This is a genomic window from Sphingomonas sp. 28-62-20, from assembly GCF_002281505.1.
Genome location: NZ_NCGH01000002.1, coordinates 349,224 through 367,346, shown reverse-complemented (window position 1 = coordinate 367,346; position 18,123 = coordinate 349,224). Strand labels below are relative to the sequence as shown.

The following is an 18,123-nucleotide window of genomic DNA, read 5'->3' as shown; positions in this document are numbered from 1 at the left end:
ATGGATCGACCCCGTCTCACGCGTGAATGGTGGCGTGGCGCGACGATCTATCAAATCTATCCGCGCAGTTTCGCGGATTCGAATGGCGATGGTATTGGGGATTTGCCCGGCATTACCGCGCGGCTAGATCATGTCGCGTCATTGGGCGTTGATGCAGTGTGGCTGTCGCCCTTCTTCCCGTCGCCAATGGCTGATTTCGGTTATGATGTGTCCGATTATTGCGATGTCGATCCAATCTTTGGGACGCTCGATGATTTCGACGCCCTGATTGAACGCGGCCATGCGTTAGGGCTGAAGATCATCATCGATCAGGTCTATTCGCACACCAGCGATGCACATGGATGGTTTCAGGAAAGCCGCGCCGATCGTGCCAATGCCAAAGCGGATTGGTATGTTTGGGCGGATGCCAAGCCGGATGGCTCGCCGCCGAGCAACTGGCAATCGGTGTTCGGCGGTCCAGCCTGGACCTGGGACGCGCGGCGTGGCCAATATTACATGCATAATTTCCTCAGCAGCCAGCCGCAGCTCAACGTCCATAACCCGGATGTGCAGGACGCCTTGCTCGCGACGGCGCGCTTCTGGCTTGATCGGGGTGTTGATGGCTTCCGGATGGATGCGATCAATTTTTCAATGCATGATCCGGCGCTGACGGATAATCCACCCGCGCCGCCCAGCAACACCCCACGCACGCGGCCTTTTGATTTCCAGTTGCACGTCCACAATCAATCGCATGCCGATATTCCGCGCTTTATCGCGCGCATTCGTGCCCTGCTCGACAGTTATGGCAATCGTTTCACCGTGGCGGAAATCGGCGGCGCTGATAACGATCATGAAATGAAGGCGTTCACTGCCGATGGTCGCCATTTTGACAGCGCCTATGGTTTTGATTTTCTCTACGCCCGGCAACTGACACCTGGGCTGGTGCGCGAAGCGACCGAGCGCTGGCCGGACCAGCCAGGGCTTGGCTGGCCAAGCTGGGCGTTCTCCAACCATGATGCGCCGCGCGCTGTATCGCGTTGGGCTGCGCCGGAGGATCGCGACGGCTATGCGCGGCTGACGATGCTGTTGCTGCTGAGCCTGCGCGGCGATGTCTTCATTTACCAGGGCGAGGAACTGGGCCTCAGCCAGGTCGAAATCGGCTTCGATGACCTGAAGGACCCGGAGGCGATCGCCAATTGGCCGCTGACGCTGAATCGCGATGGCGCGCGGACGCCATTGCCGTGGTGCGCTGTCTCGCCGGGTTTGGGCTTTTCGTCGGGCAAGCCGTGGTTGCCGCTGGGCGATGACCATGCCGCACTGACGATAAGCGCGCAGGACGGCGATCCGGAATCGATGCTGGCCTTCACCCGGACGCTTGTGGCGTTGCGCAACGACAGCGACGCGCTGCTGCTCGGCGCGATGCGCGTCATTGAGGCATCGGACCAGATGCTGGTGTTTGACCGGTCAGTGGCCGGTGAGACGATGCTGTGTGTTTTCAATCTGGGCGAAAAGCCAGTTCGCTGGGCACCGGCCGAGCCCGCTCGCTGGCAGATCGTTGCGCAGGTCGGGACGGTTGATGATTGGGCGCTGGGCCGCTTTTCCGGCTATGTAGCAAGGACGATCGATCAATGAACGCGATCACAATGGTCGGTCGGATTGGCGCCGCGATGGCGCTGGTGGCGGCAATCCCCGCTTATGCCGAACCGGTCGCCGGGCTCGCCTCGCCGGGCAATGTCGTGGCGGTCTCGGTCGATGTCGATGGCGACGGCCGCGTGCTGTATGAAGTGAAGCGCAACGGCAAGCCGATCATCACCCCGTCGCGGCTCGGTTTCCTGTTCACCGATGCGCGCAAGATTGAGCGCGGGCTGAAATTCGTCAGCCAGTCGGCGCGTGACGAGGACGGCAATTGGACCCAGCCCTGGGGCGAATGGCAGTCGATCCGCAATCATTTCCGTGAACTGCGCGTGCGCTTTCAGGAATCAAGCGGGCTGATGCGCCAGATGGATGTCGTGTTCCGGCTATATGATGACGGCGTCGGCTTTCGCTATGAATTTCCTGATCAACCCAATCTGAAGCAAGCCAATATCGCCGATGAGTTGACCGAATTCGCCTTCGCGCAGGACGGGACGGCGTGGTGGAAGCCCGCCTTTCTGTGGAACCGCGAGGAGTATCTCTACAACAAGACGCCGCTGTCGGCGGTTGGGACGGCGGATACGCCAGTGACGATCAAGCTTGCGGACGGCACGCATGTCGCGCTCCATGAAGCGGCTTTGGTCGATTATTCGGGCATGGCGGTGTCGCGCGGAGAGGGCACGACGCTGCGGGCGACGCTGACGCCCGGCGCGGGCAAGCCCAAGGTGACCAAGACCGGCGCCTGGTTCACGCCGTGGCGCACGCTGATCATCGCCGATAATGCGGCGGGCCTGTATATGAGCCATCTGATGCTCAACCTGAACGAGCCCAACAAATTGGGCGATATGAGCTGGTTCAAGCCGGGCAAATTCGCTGGCGTATGGTGGAACATGATCAAGGGCAACTGGTCCTGGGCGCGCGGACCCAAGCACGGTGCCACCAATGAGAACGTCAAGAAATATATCGATTTTGCCGCCGCCAGCGGCATCCATGACGTGCTGGTCGAGGGCTGGAATGTCGGCTGGGACGGTGACTGGTTCGGCAATGGCAACGACATGGACTTTGCCCAGCCGACCGCCGATTTCGACGCCAATATGCTTGCCGCCTATGGCAAGAAAAAGGGCGTCCGCTTGATCGGCCACCACGAAACGGGCGGTGCTGCCAGCCATTATGAAGACCAGTTCGACAAGGCGTTCAAATTCGCCGCTGATCATGGCGAGATGGTCGTGAAGACCGGCTATGTCACCGATGCCGCGCAGATCGAACGCGTCGACGCCGATGGCACCAAATTGCGCGAGTGGCATGAAGGCCAGTGGATGTCGAACCACTTCATCCGCGTGGCCCTTGCCGCTGCCAAATATCATGTCGCGTTCGACAGCCATGAACCGATCAAGGGCACTGGCCTGCACCGCACCTATCCCAATTGGGTGGCGCGAGAGGGATCGCGCGGCATGGAATATAACGCCTGGAGTGCCAAGAATCCGCCCGATCATGAGGCGAACCTGATCTTCACCCGCATGCTCGAAGGGCCGATGGATTTCACCCCCGGCGTGCTCAGCCTGACGGGCAGCGACGACAGCCCGATCCTGTCGACCATCGCCAAGCAGCTGGCGCTCTATGTCGTGCTCTATTCACCCGTGGTGATGGCTGCCGATACGCCGGAAAACTATGCGAAATACCCAGCCGCCTTCCAGTTCATCAAGGATGTGCCTACCGACTGGGTCGATACCCGCATGCTGAACGGCGAAGTCGGTGATTATGCAACGATCGTCCGCCGCCCACGCGGCAGCGATGACTGGTTCCTGGGCGCAGTCGGCGATGAAGATGCCCGCAAGCTCGACGTGAAGCTCGATTTCCTCGATCCGGGCAAAACCTACACCGCGCAAATCTATCGCGACGGCGACGATGCCACTTATGCCACCGACAAGCGCCATTCGATCGTGATCGAGACGCGCAAGGTAAAGCAGGGCGACACGCTGACGCTAGCGCTGGCACCGGGCGGCGGGCAGGCGATCCGCTTTGTTGCGAAGGGTAAGGGCCAATGATCATGAAGCTGGTGGCCCTTATCGGCGCGGTGCTGCTCGGTATGGGCGGTGCGCAGGCGGCAACGCCCACCAATGAGGGCAGCTTTGTCGATCTGCCCAAATTCGGATCTGCCAATATTGGCGCTGCGCACGTCACGATCTGGCTCCCGCCCGGCTACGCGCGTGGCAAGCAGCGCTATGGCGTCGTCTATATGCACGATGCCGAGAATCTGTTCTTCCTGGAAAAGTCCAATTTCAACAAAATCTGGGCGGCCGACAAATCGGTGATGCGGCTTGTCGCCGACAAGGCGATCGATCCGGTCATCATCGTCGGCATTTACAGCCACGGCCTGGATCGCCCACGGACCTATATGCCACAGCGCGTCTTTGAATCGCTGTCTCCCAAAGTGCGCGGCGAGGGCCAGGACTTCCTGAAAGGGCCAATCCGTTCGGATGCCTATTTGAAGTTTCTAACCGCCGAGCTCAAACCAATGATCGACCAGCGGTATCGCACCAAGCGTGACCGGGATCATACGGCCATTGTCGGTTCGAGCATGGGCGGACTAATCTCGCTTTATGCCATTGCCGAATATCCGCAGATATTTGGGATCGATCCGATCAAGGCGGACGAAAACCGGGCGGAGATCACTGCTGCATGGACCCGGTATCTGACCGAGCGGCTCGGCCCGCCGGCTGGCCGCCACATCTGGTTCGATCACGGCGACCAGACGCTCGACCAATATTATGGCGCGTGGCAGACAAAGATCGATGCAGCGCTCATCAATGTTGGCTGGCAGCCGCAGCGCGATTTTGAAACGCGCAGCTACCCCGGCACCGCGCATGAAGAAAACGCCTGGAACGCCCGGCTCGATGAGATTTTCCGCTGGCTGCTGGGCCGCCATGTGAATGACTAAAGCGCGGTTCCGCATCGTCATTCTGGGCGGCGGTACGGCGGGCTGGATAGCCGCCAATCTGTTCGCCCATGGCTGGGGCAAGGTAAAGGGCAATCGCTTCGCGCAGATCACCGTCGTTGAATCCCCCGACATTGGCAGTATTGGCGGCTATTATTCGGCAATCTCATGACATTGCTTGCTTGCGGGCTATGGGACTTTCCCCGATGATAGCCGGATGCAAGCCGTATCAGGTGGCGACCGGATGGCGGTGATTGATGATTTCATCGCCCGGTGCGGGATGAACTTCCCCTCGCATCGCGATATGCTGGCCGCGCTGGCCTGACCCTCCGAACAAAGGACTGATCATGGCCCTCGCGCCCGCTCAACCAACCGCCACCGCCGATACCGGGCAGGGGGTGAACGCGCCCGATCTGCAGATTTTCGTCTTCGCCCTGTTCTTCATCTTTGGCGGCATCACCAGTTTGAACGATGTCATCATTCCAAAGCTGAAAGACCTGTTCACGCTCAATTATTTTCAGGCGCTGCTGGTGCAATCGGCCTTTTTCGCGGCCTATTTCATCTTCTCGATCCCCGCTGCCGCGATTGTGCGCAAGGCGGGCTATATGCGCTCGGCCTCGATTGGGCTGGTGATCATGACGGCCGGGTGCCTGTTGTTCATCCCGGCATCGCAATCGGGCCAATTCGGTGTGTTCCTGTTTGCCCTGTTCGTGCTGGCGGCGGGGATCACAATGGTTCAGGTCGTCGCCAATCCGCTGATCTCACTGCTCGGCAAACCGGCAACGGCGCATAGCCGACTGACTTTTGCGCAAGCGTTCAACTCGCTTGGCACGACGATCTTCCCGATCGTCGGCGGCTATCTGATCCTTGGCAGCCTCGCGAAGGTCGATCCGAAGACGCTCAGCGGCGCTGCGCTCGATGCCTATCGCACGGCGGAAACGCAGGTCGTGGTGAACACCTATCTCGCGCTGGCGCTGGCGCTGGTGATCGTCGCGGGCGTGGTGTGGACGCGGCGCAATCGCTTGCCCAATGTCGTTGAGGACAGCGGCAGTGTGCTGCGCGCCTTCAATCTGCTGGAGCGGCCGCGTTTCGGGTTCGGTGCGGCCTGCATCTTTCTATATGTCGGGGCGGAAGTCGCCATCGGGTCGCTGATCGTCAATTATCTGATCCAGGCCGATGTCTTCGGCATCGGGGCGTCCACCGCGGGCACCTATGTCGGCTTTTACTGGGGCGGCGCGATGGTGGGGCGGTTCATTGGCGCGGTCGTGCTGCGGCTGGTGTCTCCGGGCATGGTACTGGCCGCGGTGGCGGCTGGATCGATCACGCTGATCCTGCTTTCGGCGAATAGTACGGGGCCAATGGCAGGTTGGTCGCTGCTGCTGATCGGGCTGATGAATTCGATCATGTTCCCGACGATTTTCTCGCTCGCCAGCGAAGGGCTGGGCAAGCGCGCGGCAGAAGGATCGGGCATCATCGCGATGGCGATCGTTGGCGGCGCGGTGATCCCGCCGCTGACGGGCCTGATCGCTGACGCGAGCAGCCTGCGGTTCGCGCTGATCCTGCCCGCCGCCTGTTATGCGATCATCGCGGCCTATGGGGTTTATGCGCGGCGGCCCGCGATGGCCGGCTGATTCCGCCGCTACCCGTTGGCCAAGCCCTGATCACGGCCCCAGGCACCGTTGCGCCATCGCCTGCTTGCCGCTGATCGGCCAAGGCGTTAAGTTCGCGCTTCGTTCCATGGGAAGGCCAGAGATTTGGACCCGTTCGTGATCATTTTCATCCTCGCGTCACTCGTGCTTGGCCTGGGTATTGGCTGGATGCTCGGCGGGCGCGGCGCCGCACAGGCGCGCGCGGAGCGTGACGCGCGGGCGGAGGATTTCCGCCGGGCGATCGTCGATCTGGCGGGCGCGGAAGAGCGCGCCAAGGGCGTCGCCGCAATCGCCGCGACGCTGGAGCAGGTGCGCGATGAACGCGACACGGCGCGCACCGATCTCGCCACGCTCAAGGCGCAAGCGGGCGCGTTCGAGGCTCGGCTGGCGGAGCTGCGCGAGGCAAAGGACGTGATGGCCGCGCAATTCGCTGATGTCTCGACCAAGCTGTTGACCGACGCACAGGAGAATTTCCTGCGCCGCGCCGATGAGCGGTTCAAGCAATCCGAGGAGACGGCGGGGCAAAATCTCCGCTCGATGCTCCAGCCGGTCAGTGATCGGCTCAGCCGCTATGAGGAGACGGTCAAGAAGGTCGAGACCGATCGGACCAGCGCGTTCGATCAGCTCAAGGGCCAGTTGGAGGGGCTGCGCATCGGCCAGGAAAAGGTTTCAAGCGAGGCCGCCAAGCTCGTCAATTCGCTCCGCAACGCGCCCAAATCGCGCGGGCGCTGGGGTGAGCAACAGCTCAAAAACGTGCTCGAAACCTGCGGCCTCTCTGAACATACCGATTTCCAGACCGAGGTCAGCGTCGCTGGCGGCGATGATGAGGGCGGGCGGCTGCGCCCCGATGCGATCGTCCGCGTGCCTGGCGGTCGGGCGCTGGTGATCGATGCCAAGGTGTCGCTCAACGCCTATCAGGATGCGTTTGGCGCGGTCGATGAGGAGGAACGGCAAAAGGGGTTGGCGCTGCATGCCGCCTCAATGCGCGCGCATGTCAACGGGCTCGGCAACAAGGCCTATTGGAGCCAGTTCGCCGATGCGCCCGATTATGTCATCATGTTCGTGCCCGGCGAACATTTCCTGTCGGCGGCGTTGGAGCATGACCCAACCCTGTGGGATTTCGCCTTCGAAAAACGCGTGCTGCTGGCGACGCCAACCAATTTGATCGCGATTGCGCGCACCGTCGACGCCGTCTGGCGCCAGGAAAAAATGGCCAAGCAGGCGCAGGAAATCGGTATGCTCGGCAAGGAGCTGTACGAACGCCTCGCCAAGGCGGCGGGCGATTTGCGCAAGGTCGGCGGTGGGCTGACCAGTGCGGTCAATAATTACAATATCTTTGTGAGCAGCTTCGAAAGCCGCGCGCTGGTCACCGCCCGCAAATTCCGCGACCTCAGCATCGATACTGGTCCGCGCGAGATCGAGGACGTGCCGCCAGTGGAAGCGCTCGCCCGCTATGGCGACGCGCTGCCCCTGATCGAGGATTTGGGCGAGGCGGTGGAGTAGGGCGCGCGAAAAGGGGGTAGCGAAGCGGCTCCCAACGTGATTGAACGGGAACGCCTCAGCGCTACCGCAGCCCTACAGCCGCATCTCTTGCCTCGTTAACTGCACAAGCAGAATCGCTGTCAGGGCGTGACGCGGGTCAGTCGGATATCGACCTCACGATCGACATAATCCCATTCGGCGCATTCGCGCAGCCGCACCAGCATGTGGTCGAACTCGGCTTCTTGATCGGGCGCGAATTCGAACCAGGTCAGGAAGTCGAAGGGTTCGCCATGATCGCGCGAATGATAGAGTTTGCGGGCGACACCCGGCAGATAATCGAGCCCGATCGGCAAATGCGATCCCTGTTCATAGACGGCGCGACGCTCGTCCTGCGCCATTGCCCACCATTCGGCCGATTTGCGGATCGGGATCAGTGCCGCGCGGGTAGAGGCGGGGCGCCCCAATCCTTCCTGCTTTGCCTGCAGTGCTGTGCGTTCAGGCGCTGTGGTGTAGCGCAAATTGCTACCGGCACCGCGCAGTGTCCATGCTGGAGTGCCTGCACTGGCCTCGGCATCGATGGCCAGAAAGCGCGCCGAGGGCAGGCTTGCCCCGCGAAATTCGCGAATTGACGTGATCTGCCACTGCCCCGCATCGGCACCGACAAATCGGCTGAGGGTAATGGGTGCGCGCTCAGTCATAATACCTCATGATGGTTGGCGCTGACTTTCAGCGCTGATTGGAAAATCTGCAACGGGCGGGCAAGCGCGGACATCGCGCTTACCCGATGGCAAGGACAAGCTTGTTGATCGTACCGTCAGCGCTCGCGGCGGGTACCGCGCTGCAGATCAGCACTTCATTGTCGCCATGCGCGGCCGAGGTTTCTCTGAAATAGGCAACCGCACCGGCAACTAACGGCGTTTTGCACGCCCCACAGGCACCCTCGCGACAGCCGAATTCGGGTGTCAGGCCCGATGCTTCGGCAAATTCGAGCAAGCTGCCTGCACCGGGTGCCCAGACGCCATGGTCGCCCGCTGCATTGAAGACGACGTCAATGGGGATCGCGGATGGTTCGGCTTTCGGGGCGACACTGCGGTTTTCGGTCTGACGCTTCAGCGACGCAGGGCCGAACGCTTCGGCAAAAATGCGATGATCTGCGACGCCGTGGCTCGTCAGGGCGTCATAGATCGCTTGCATGAAGCCCGGCGGCCCGCACATGTAGAAATCATAGAGTTGGAATCCCAGATACTTCTCCAATATGCCCGCGGACAGGATGCCCTGTTCTTCATAATCCTTACCGATCACGGCATCATCGGTTTCCTGCAGCAGGCGGATGATCGTCAATTTGCCGTTCGCTCGCTCAACCAGGCGGTCTAGTTCGCCATCAAAGCCGCGCTCAGCCTTGGTGCGGGCGGCGTAAAAGAAGGTGATCGGGCGCATCGCACCGGTGCGTTCGCCGTCATCGACCAAGTGCGTGATCATCGCGAGGATAGGCGTGATGCCAACGCCCGCCGCAATCATGACGACAGGGTGGGTCGGGGACGTGTCGATGATGAAATCGCCGTCGGGCTCGCGGCAGTCGATCGTGTCACCGACAGCGATCGCGTCGTGCAAATGGCTTGAACCCGTGCCAAGCTTCCGCACGCTGATGCGCAATTGCTGCGCAGACGGCGCAACAGAGACCGTATAGGTCCGCAGCAGGGGTGGTTCACCGCCGGGCTGTGCTAACCGGATCGGCAGATGCTGTCCGGCGCGGTGTGGGGCCATCGCCGCGCCATCGGCGGGTTCGAGGTAGAAGGATTTGATCACCGCACTTTCCGCCACGATCTGCGTGATCCTGAATTTACGCCAGTCGGAACGGGAAGATGACGTGGTCGTCGACGACATTGGGGTGCTCCGTTAGTAATCAGTGAAATGATGGTCTCGCACGCGCCACGTGCGCCACAATCAGATCCAAAAGTCGATCCGTCAGCGAGCTGCAGGCAGCACCGGCAAAGGTCAGGAAATCCTCAAGGTCGGTGCGATCGACAGAGGCCAGCTGGGCCTGCAGCATCTGGCGAGCCCGGAAGAACCTGGTTTTGACGGTGGCGGGTAGGATATCCAGCGCGACGGCTGCCTCGTCTACTGTCATCCCCTCGATCTCGCGCAGAACGAAGACGATCCGGTAGATGTCCGGCAAACGGCTCAACGCTTGTTCAAGCGCTTGTTGTAATTGCACGTTGGCGACATGCTGTTCCGGGGTCGGCTGGCCAGCCGGATGCCCCCTGTCATCGCTCCGGCCAGACTCAATTCCCAACGCGTCAGCTTCCCCGATAAGGGGGGCGCGGCGACGCGCGGAGCGGCGTCGGGTCAACGCTTCGTTGATGACGATGCGGGTCAGCCAGGTCGACAGCTTTGATCTGCCCTCAAAGCTGTCGATCGCCGCAAATGCCTTCAGATACCCGCTTTGCACGGCATCTTCCGCCTCTCCGCCGTCCTTCAGGACCGCCCAGGCCGCCCGAAACAGGCGTTGGTTGTTCTGGGTCGCAATGAACCGAACTGCGCCGGAATCGCGCGCCCGAAACAGGTCGGCCAAGACGGCATCGTCCATCTCGGCGTAATCAAGCGCGTCGGATCGCATCAACGCTCGCCCGCGCGCGCGTCACGGACCGATGTCAAAAAGTCTCGACGCAGATCCCGATCCTCTCGGAAATCCCCTAGCCAGCATTCTGTTCGCATCGTGACCCCGCGCTGATTAACCCCGCGAGTCGCCATACACCCATGCGTAGCGTCAATCACCACCGCAACACCGCGCGGGGCGAGAACCTCCCACAGCGTCATCCCGATTTGCTGGGTCAAGCGTTCCTGCAATTGCAGCCGCCGGGAGTACGCGTCCACCAGCCGTGACAGTTTTGAAATGCCCACGACGCGGTCGCGCGGCCGATAGCCGACATGCGCCACGCCAATGATGGGGGCCATGTGGTGTTCGCAGGTGGATACCAGCGGGATATCGCAAAGCAGGACGGTTTCCCGATACGATTCCGCCTCGGCGAATGTCCGGCTGAGCAACGCAGTGGGATCAATTGCATAGCCCGAAAACCATTCATCATAGGCGCGGGCGACGCGCGCTGGCGTGTCGACCAATCCTTCGCGCGCCGGGTTGTCCCCCGCTGCCTTGATCAGGGTGCGCACCGCCGCTTCTATTTCCATTTGGCTCGGCTTTCCGGGCCTTGCGGGCAGGTCTGGCGATACTTGTTCGACTGATGCCGTTTGGCCCAATTCCGTCTGGTCCAATCCCCCCTGGCATGATGAAAGCTTCAAAAATCATTCCTTCGTCAGTCGACACTAGTTCGGAGGACCGCGCTAATCCGGACATGGGGGCCATCTCCGGGCGATCTCGCAGACCCATACGGCTATTAGATGCCGGAGCGCTGCCTGGGTTTCCATATTTCTGCGAAAAAATGCTTACGGCGAAATCGGGGCCCTTAGCCGCGCCGCTGCCCCAGCACTTCATAGGCCATCACCGCCGTCGCCACCGCGGCATTCAGGCTGTCGGCCTTGCCCAACATGGGGATCTTCACCAGCAAATCGCATGCGACGGCATAGTCATCGGGCATGCCCTGCGCTTCATTGCCGGTCAGCAAAAAGGTCGGCGCGGCATAATCCGCCGCGCGGTAATCTGTGTCGGTATCCAGGCTCAGCCCGACCAGCTGGCCCGGGCCGGCGCGGAGCCAGGTGATGAAATCGGCCCAGCCGCACTGCACGATCGGCACGGTGAACAGCGCGCCCATGCTCGCGCGCACCGCCTCTACCGAGAAAGGATCGACGCACTCGCCGATCAGGATCAGCCCGCCCGCGCCGACCGCATCGCCGGTGCGCAGGATCGTGCCAAGATTACCGGGATCGCGCAGCCGCTCGGCGACCAGCCAAATGTCAGCACGCGTCCGGTCAAGCGACGCGAGCGACCGGGCAAATTCGGCGAACACGCCGACCACCGCTTGCGGGTTATCCTTGCCCGATAATTTTGACAGGATGTCGGGCGAGGTCTCGATCGCCTCGCCACCCGCCGCCTCGACATCGGCGATCAGCGCGGTGACCAGCGGGTGAGTGGCGCTGTCGCGGGCAAAAAACAGGAATTGCGGCAGCCGCCCGCTCTCGCGCGCCTCCGTCAGGATACGCAAGCCCTCGGCCAGGAACAGCCCTGCTTCGCGGCGGTGGCGCTTTTCGCGCAGCTGGCGCACGCGCTTGATCAGGGGGTTGGAGTAAGCGGTGATTTCGCGCGGCATTGGCGGGATCAATCCTCGCCGAACTTCGCCTCGACCAGCTCGGCTAGCGCGTCCACGGCGGCCTGGGCGCCGTCGCCCTCGGCGCTGATCGTGATGTGATCGCCCATCGCGGCGCCCAGCATCATCAGCCCCATGATGGATGTGCCGGTGACCGGCGAGCCATCCTTCACCACCGCGACATCGACTGGCAGGGTGGAGGCGAGCGTCACGAATTTCGCGCTGGCCCGTGCATGCAGGCCGCGACGATTGGTGATGGTGACCGTGCGAAAAACCTTGCTCACGCGGCGGCTTCGCCCAGCACTTCGGACGCGACTGAGATATATTTGCGCCCCGCTTCGCGTGCAGCGGCCACGGCGTCGGTCACTTTCATCGATTTGCGCGCGCCTTCCAGGCGAATCAGCATCGGCAAATTAATCCCGGCGATCACCTCAACCCGGCCGGTTTCCATCAACGAAATGGCGAGGTTAGACGGTGTACCGCCGAACAAATCGGTCAGCACGATCACGCCCTGGCCGGTTTCCACTGCCTTGATGGCGCTGGCGATATCGGCGCGGCGGCCCTCCATATCGTCATCCGGGCCAATCGAAATGGTGGCAATATGGTCTTGCTTGCCGACGACATGCTCCATCGCCGTCACAAATTCTTCGGCCAGGCGGCCATGGGTAACGAGTACCAGCCCGATCATTGCCGCCCGATCACTTTAGAAAAATCCCCACAATCATGCCCAGAAATATGCCCGTCCATCGTCACACAATAATCGGCGTCACTGGAATAGCCTCGAGCGAGTCCTGCGACGCGGCCCCCAGATCGCGGTGCGTAACCGTGGGCGAAAAACCCGCGTCGCGCAACCGCTTCGCCATCCGGTCAGCGACATGCACCGAACGATGTCTTCCGCCGGTACACCCGAAAGCGATCGTGACATAGGATTTTCCCTCGGCCCGGTAGCGCGGCAGCAGCAGCAGGATCATCGCGTCGATTGCCGCCATCGCCTCTGCATAAGCCGGATCGGCGATGATATAGGCGCTGACATCGGCATCGAGCCCGGTCCCCGGGCGCAGGGCATCGTCCCAATGCGGATTGCGCAGGAAACGCACGTCCAGCACCAGATCGGCATCCCGCGGCAACCCGCGCGCAAAGCCGAATGACATCACCGATAGAGTCGGCCCACTCAACCCTTCACGGGCAAAGGTCGATCGAATTTTCTGCGCGAGTTCGTTGCTCGACAAACTGGTGGTGTCGATCAGCCGATTCGCCCATCGGCGCAGCGGCGCGAGCAATTCGCGCTCGCGGGCGATGCCGTCGGACGCTGGCCGATCAAGCGCAAGCGGGTGGCGTCGGCGGGTTTCCGAATAGCGTCGTTCAAGCTCGGCGCCGCTGCAATCGAGGAAAAGCGTGCCAATTTCATGGCCGTGATCGGCCCGCAGCGTCTTGATTCGTTTGACGATGGTATCGGGGTCGAAATCGCGGGTTTGCGCGCCGATTCCCAGCGCGAGCGGCCGGGCATTATCACCGCCGCTGGGGGGCTGGGCCGTCGCCAGCAACCGATCCAGCAGCAGCAGCGGCAGATTGTCGACCACCTCCCAGCCAAGATCCTCCAGCGTTTTCAGCGTGGTCGATTTGCCCGCACCCGACATGCCAGTGACAAGCAGGATATCCTTTGATCCTGGCCGCGTCACGCCGCTGCGCCAAGTCGCTGAAGGGCAAGTTCAACCTTGATCGGGGCCGATGCATGTCCCCCTTCCAGGGCAACCACGGCAATATCGATCCCGGCAATGCGCCTGCTTTGCTGTTCAGGGGGCATACGCTCAACATTCTCGGCCAATGCGATCAACAAGGCGACGGGAACCCGATCGCGATTGGGCATCGACATGATGCCAAGCCCGCGTACCTCGATCTTCCCGGCAATCGTTGCGGGTGCTGCCGCCAGCAATTGCTTCCCGGATCGAATCAGCATTGTGTAATCGTCGCTGACAAGCTGCGCGCCGCGATCGATCAAGCGGAGCGCCAGATCGGATTTCCCCGCGCCCGAAGGCCCCTCGATCAGGACGGCAAGGTCACCAATCGCAACGCAGGATGCGTGCAGCGTCTCGGAAGAAACGATGGTCATCGACGCGCCTCGTTCATGACATCTCCGCCAAGGGCAGCCTGACGACGAATCGCGCGCCATTGTGCTGGTCGCTGCGCGATTCGACGGCAATTTTCCCTTGATGGCCCTCGATGATGGTCCGCGCAATGGCAAGGCCAAGCCCGGAATGTTTGCCAAATGCTTCTTCCGTCGGCCTTATTGACTGAAAGCGGCGGAAAACCTGCTCTCTGGACTCTTCGGGGACGCCGGGCCCCTCATCCTCGACCGCAATTTCAACCTCGCGCGCGTCCACCACCAGCGATATCGCAATCAGGCCGTCATTGGGCGAAAACGAAATCGCATTGTCGATCAGGTTTTCGAATACGCGTTCCAGCCGGGTATCTTCCCCAAGCACCAGCAATGGTTTGTCGTGGCGATGGTCGGCCAGCATTCTAACCCCGCGTTCGATGCCGCGCTGCGTGCGCGCATTGAGCAATGCGTCGATCATCGCGCCGATATCGACGGGTTCAAATTTGGCCCGGCTAAGCTGGGCGTCGAGCCGTGATGCTTCGGAAATGTCGCTGATCAGCCGATCGAGCCGATGGACATCGTCGCGGACGATCGACAGCAGTTTTTCCTGGAGCACCGGTTCACGCACCATGCCCAGCCCCTCAACCGCAGAGCGAAGCGAGGCGAGCGGGTTTTTCATTTCGTGCGTCACATCGGCGGCAAATGCTTCGGTCGCATCAATCCGGGCGCGAAGCGCCTGGCTCATGTCCGACAGGGCGCGCGCCAGCATGCCGATCTCGTCACCGCGCGAGGGGAGCCGGGGGACCACGACTTCACGGGCGCGGCCCAGCCTGACTCGCACGGCGGCCAGCGCCAGCCGACGTAGCGGGCGGACGATCGTGCGCGCCAAAAACAGCGAGAGCAAAATCGACGCAATCGACACGACCAGCAGCACCAGGCTTAGCCGAAACCGCTCGAGTCGCACCGTTTGGGTGATGTCCCGTGCGTTGATCGCGGTCATTACCACTGTGCTACCGCGACTTTGGCCGGGCAGTGGCGCAGCTGCTGTGATGACGGGCGTGCGATCAGGCGCGCGCCAAACCGTCGCGACGGCTTGCTGCGTCTGTTGGGCGATGGGCACGTCTGGCCAGGTTTGGCCCGCGCGGCGTTCGCGATACAGCGGTGCGCGCTCTGCCCCGACCACCGTGTCGATCAGCGCATCCAGGAACCGACCCGCGCGCGCACCGCTGCCTTCAGTGTCGGGATCGACCAGGGTGAAATTACGCAATCCCATCGCGCGGCTATCGGCGGTCTGGGCGCCGGTTGCATCGAACAGGCGCAGCCTTGTGCCGGTGCTACGGGCAAGATCAATCGCCAACGCCTCGCGCGCCTTTGGCTGGGCCGCGGCAAGAGCCTCTGCGATCAGCCGCGCCTCCCGCTTGGCCTGCGCGACCCGGCTATCGACGATGCGGCTGCGGAAACTGTCGAGATAGAAAAAACCGCCAGCCAGCATGGCGAGCGCGAAGATGTTGACCGCCAAAATACGGCGGGTGAGGGAGACGCGCCCCGACCAGCGCAGAGAAAGATCGCTATCACGATCGTCGCCGTGGCGCGGGCTACTCCTCTGAGAATCGATAGCCAGCGCCATAAAGCGTTTCAATCGCGTCAAATTCCGGGGCCACTTGGCGGAATTTGCGACGGACGCGCTTGATGTGGCTGTCGATGGTCCGGTCGTCGACATAGATGTCGTCCTGATAAGCCGCATCCATTAATTGATTGCGGGTCTTCACGATGCCGGGGCGTTGCGCCAGCGTTTCGAGGATGAGGAATTCTGTCACGGTGAGCGTAACGGGGTTGCCTTCCCAGGTCACGCGGTGCCGGGCCGGGTCCATGGCCAATTTGCCGCGTTCCAATATTTCAGACGGCACTTGCTCTTCACCGGGTGCTGTCGGTTGCGATAGTTCGGTCCGGCGCAGGATCGCTTTGATGCGGGCGATCAGAAGCCGTTGTGAAAATGGTTTGGCGATATAGTCGTCGGCACCCATGGCGAGGCCAAGGGCTTCGTCGAGCTCATCATCTTTCGAGGTGAGAAAAATCACCGGCATCACGCTTTTTTCGCGCAGCCGACGGAGCAATTCCAGGCCATCCATCCGTGGCATCTTGATATCGAAAATGGCGAGATCAGGTGGGTTGTCGATCAGTGCCTTCAACGCGGTCTCGCCATCTGAATAGACGCGGGTCAAAAATCCTTCGGCCTGGAGCGCGATGGAGACCGAGGTGAGAATGTTGCGATCATCATCGACAAGCGCGATCGTAGCCGTCATCGGCGGTGCAAGCCTTTTATTACCGGCGCTTGGCCTAGGACAAAGCGCCGCGCGGCTCAACTCCTTGTCGCATTCGCTGGTTTGACCGTTTGGGCGATGGGCGATATGCGCCGAATCAGTATACGTATGCGCAAGCATCGCTAGGGACATTTCTGGGAGAGATCATCGTGACCGAACGCACCCCCAATAAGGGCCTAAGCGCTCAGGGATTCGCCACGAAGGCAAAGCTCCATTGGAATCTGATCACGGCCCCGCTCGTCGAAGCGGCGCTTGCGCGGGGCGAGGGGCATTTGGCTGCGGACGGTCCGTTGGTGGTCGCAACCGGCCAGCACACTGGGCGCAGCGCGCAGGATAAGTTCATCGTCCGTGATGCCGAAACCGAAAACACGGTGTGGTGGGGCAAGACCAACAAAGGCATGACGCCTGAACATTTCGCCGCGCTGAAGGCCGATTTCATCGCCGCGCTCGGCGAAAAAGACACCTTGTTCGTCCAGGACCTGTTCGGCGGATCGCAGCCTGAGCACCGCGTCCGCGTTCGCGTGATCAACGAACTCGCCTGGCACAATCTGTTCATCCGCACGATGTTGGTGCGCCCGGCGGCTGAGGAGCTGCCCGGCTTCGATCCCGAATATACGATTATCGATCTGCCCAGCTTCCGCGCCGATCCCGCGCGTCATGGCTGCCGCAGCGAGACGGTCATCGCGGTCAATTTCACCGAAAAGCTGATCCTGATCGGTGGCACCGCTTATGCGGGTGAGATGAAGAAATCGGTGTTCGGCCTGCTCAACTATCTGCTGCCCATCGATGGCATTATGCCGATGCATTGTTCTGCCAATATTGGTCCGAACGGCGATACGGCGGTTTTTTTCGGCCTGTCGGGCACGGGCAAGACGACGCTTTCGGCCGATGCCAGCCGCACGCTGATCGGCGATGACGAGCATGGCTGGTCGGATACGGCGGTCTTCAATTTTGAAGGCGGCTGCTACGCCAAGATGATCCGCCTGTCGGCCGAAGCCGAGCCTGAAATTTTCGCGACCACCAAGCGCTTCGGCACGGTGCTCGAAAATGTCGTGATGGACCCCGACACGCGCCAGCTCGACTTTGACGACGCGACGCTCGCCGAGAATAGCCGTGGTTCCTACCCGATCGACTTCATCCCCAATGCGTCCGAACATAATATGGGGCCGGTGCCGAAGAATATCGTGATGCTGACGGCTGACGCATATGGCGTCCTCCCGCCGATCGCGAAGCTCACCCCCGATCAGGCGATGTACCATTTCCTGTCGGGCTATACCGCGCGTGTCGCCGGCACCGAGATTGGCGTGACCGAACCAGATGCGACCTTCTCGACCTGTTTCGGCGCGCCCTTCATGCCGCGCCACCCGAGTGTCTATGGCAATCTTCTCAAGGAGCGGATCGCCAAGGGCGGGGTCGATTGCTGGCTGGTCAACACCGGCTGGTCGGGCGGCAAGGCGACGATGCCGGGCATCAAGCGCATGCCGATCAAGGCGACGCGCGCGCTGCTCAATGCTGCGCTCGACGGCAGCCTCAACGATGCCGAGTTCCGCACCGATCCCAATTTCGGCTTCAAGGTGCCGGTGGCGGTGGCTGGCGTCGATTCGGCGATCCTCGATCCGCGCAACACTTGGGTCGACAAGGCGGCTTATGACGCGACTGCAGCCAAGCTGGTCGACCAGTTCGTCGAGAATTTCGCGCAATTTGCGGACCATGTCGATGAGGGCGTCCGACAATCGGCCCCCAAGGTACACCAGACCGCCTGACCGGC

General features: G+C 61.6%; 18 protein-coding genes. 7 read left to right on the top strand and 11 right to left on the bottom strand.

The window, feature by feature from the left end; all coding sequences use genetic code 11:
- The 6 genes from B7Y43_RS03215 (at position 1) to rmuC (ending at position 7,698) form a co-directional block, all read left to right on the top strand.
- Complete coding sequence (locus B7Y43_RS03215) at positions 1 to 1,611, top strand: alpha-amylase family glycosyl hydrolase (protein WP_374130159.1); 1,611 nt, start codon at positions 1 to 3, stop codon at positions 1,609 to 1,611.
- On the top strand, positions 1,608 to 3,656 hold the full coding sequence (locus B7Y43_RS03210) for a glycoside hydrolase family 97 protein (RefSeq protein WP_374130158.1): 2,049 nt from the start codon (positions 1,608 to 1,610) through the stop codon (positions 3,654 to 3,656). Before B7Y43_RS03215 ends, B7Y43_RS03210 begins: the two co-directional genes overlap by 4 nt.
- Positions 3,653 to 4,549 (top strand): alpha/beta hydrolase, encoded by an 897-nt coding sequence (locus B7Y43_RS03205; RefSeq protein ID WP_374130157.1) that lies wholly within the window; start codon positions 3,653 to 3,655, stop codon positions 4,547 to 4,549. The genes B7Y43_RS03210 and B7Y43_RS03205 overlap by 4 nt, the downstream gene beginning before the upstream one ends.
- Positions 4,542 to 4,718 carry a tryptophan 7-halogenase gene (locus B7Y43_RS03200; protein WP_374130156.1) on the top strand — a complete coding sequence of 59 codons (177 nt, stop codon included), beginning with the start codon at positions 4,542 to 4,544 and terminating at the stop codon, positions 4,716 to 4,718. Before B7Y43_RS03205 ends, B7Y43_RS03200 begins: the two co-directional genes overlap by 8 nt.
- A gap of 175 nt (positions 4,719 to 4,893) precedes the next feature.
- The gene (locus tag B7Y43_RS03195) at positions 4,894 to 6,177 is read left to right on the top strand and encodes a sugar MFS transporter (protein ID WP_374130155.1); all 1,284 of its coding nucleotides are present in this window, start codon (positions 4,894 to 4,896) and stop codon (positions 6,175 to 6,177) included.
- A 186-nt stretch (positions 6,178 to 6,363) separates the two neighbouring features.
- Positions 6,364 to 7,698 (top strand): DNA recombination protein RmuC, encoded by a 1,335-nt coding sequence (gene rmuC, locus B7Y43_RS03190; protein WP_374130199.1) that lies wholly within the window; start codon positions 6,364 to 6,366, stop codon positions 7,696 to 7,698.
- 119 nt (positions 7,699 to 7,817) lie between these two features.
- Here rmuC and B7Y43_RS03185 read toward each other — a convergent pair whose 3' ends face one another.
- The 11 genes from B7Y43_RS03185 to B7Y43_RS03135 form a co-directional block, all read right to left on the bottom strand.
- Positions 7,818 to 8,375, bottom strand: a complete 558-nt coding sequence (locus B7Y43_RS03185) for a chlorite dismutase family protein (RefSeq protein WP_374130154.1) — start codon at positions 8,373 to 8,375, stop codon at positions 7,818 to 7,820.
- A gap of 79 nt (positions 8,376 to 8,454) precedes the next feature.
- A complete protein-coding gene (locus B7Y43_RS03180) occupies positions 8,455 to 9,561 on the bottom strand; it encodes a 2Fe-2S iron-sulfur cluster-binding protein (RefSeq protein ID WP_374130153.1) in 1,107 nt (368 codons plus the stop codon).
- Positions 9,562 to 9,580: 19 nt separating this feature from the next.
- Positions 9,581 to 10,294, bottom strand: coding sequence for an RNA polymerase sigma factor (locus B7Y43_RS03175; RefSeq protein WP_374130152.1), 714 nt, complete (start codon positions 10,292 to 10,294; stop codon positions 9,581 to 9,583).
- Positions 10,294 to 10,863: a GTP cyclohydrolase I gene (folE, locus tag B7Y43_RS03170; protein ID WP_374130151.1), complete on the bottom strand. Its 570-nt coding sequence runs from the start codon at positions 10,861 to 10,863 to the stop codon at positions 10,294 to 10,296. The genes B7Y43_RS03175 and folE overlap by 1 nt, the downstream gene beginning before the upstream one ends.
- Positions 10,864 to 11,138: 275 nt before the next feature.
- Positions 11,139 to 11,939 (bottom strand): RNA methyltransferase, encoded by an 801-nt coding sequence (locus B7Y43_RS03165; protein ID WP_374130150.1) that lies wholly within the window; start codon positions 11,937 to 11,939, stop codon positions 11,139 to 11,141.
- 8 nt (positions 11,940 to 11,947) lie between these two features.
- Positions 11,948 to 12,220 carry an HPr family phosphocarrier protein gene (locus B7Y43_RS03160; RefSeq protein WP_374130149.1) on the bottom strand — a complete coding sequence of 91 codons (273 nt, stop codon included), beginning with the start codon at positions 12,218 to 12,220 and terminating at the stop codon, positions 11,948 to 11,950.
- Entirely contained in the window at positions 12,217 to 12,624 is a 408-nt protein-coding gene (locus B7Y43_RS03155) for a PTS sugar transporter subunit IIA (RefSeq protein WP_374130148.1), read from the bottom strand. The genes B7Y43_RS03160 and B7Y43_RS03155 overlap by 4 nt, the downstream gene beginning before the upstream one ends.
- A 61-nt stretch (positions 12,625 to 12,685) precedes the next feature.
- Positions 12,686 to 13,615 (bottom strand): RNase adapter RapZ, encoded by a 930-nt coding sequence (gene rapZ / locus B7Y43_RS03150; RefSeq protein WP_374130147.1) that lies wholly within the window; start codon positions 13,613 to 13,615, stop codon positions 12,686 to 12,688.
- Positions 13,612 to 14,046 carry an HPr kinase/phosphorylase gene (locus tag B7Y43_RS03145; protein ID WP_374130146.1) on the bottom strand — a complete coding sequence of 145 codons (435 nt, stop codon included), beginning with the start codon at positions 14,044 to 14,046 and terminating at the stop codon, positions 13,612 to 13,614. The genes rapZ and B7Y43_RS03145 overlap by 4 nt, the downstream gene beginning before the upstream one ends.
- A gap of 13 nt (positions 14,047 to 14,059) precedes the next feature.
- Complete coding sequence (locus B7Y43_RS03140) at positions 14,060 to 15,661, bottom strand: ATP-binding protein (RefSeq protein WP_374130145.1); 1,602 nt, start codon at positions 15,659 to 15,661, stop codon at positions 14,060 to 14,062.
- Positions 15,630 to 16,337, bottom strand: coding sequence for a response regulator transcription factor (locus B7Y43_RS03135; RefSeq protein ID WP_374130144.1), 708 nt, complete (start codon positions 16,335 to 16,337; stop codon positions 15,630 to 15,632). The genes B7Y43_RS03140 and B7Y43_RS03135 overlap by 32 nt, the downstream gene beginning before the upstream one ends.
- 167 nt (positions 16,338 to 16,504) lie before the next feature.
- On the opposite strand from B7Y43_RS03135, the gene B7Y43_RS03130 reads away from it, so the two are divergent.
- A complete protein-coding gene (locus tag B7Y43_RS03130) occupies positions 16,505 to 18,118 on the top strand; it encodes a phosphoenolpyruvate carboxykinase (ATP) (RefSeq protein ID WP_374130143.1) in 1,614 nt (537 codons plus the stop codon).
- Positions 18,119 to 18,123 lie beyond the last annotated feature (5 nt).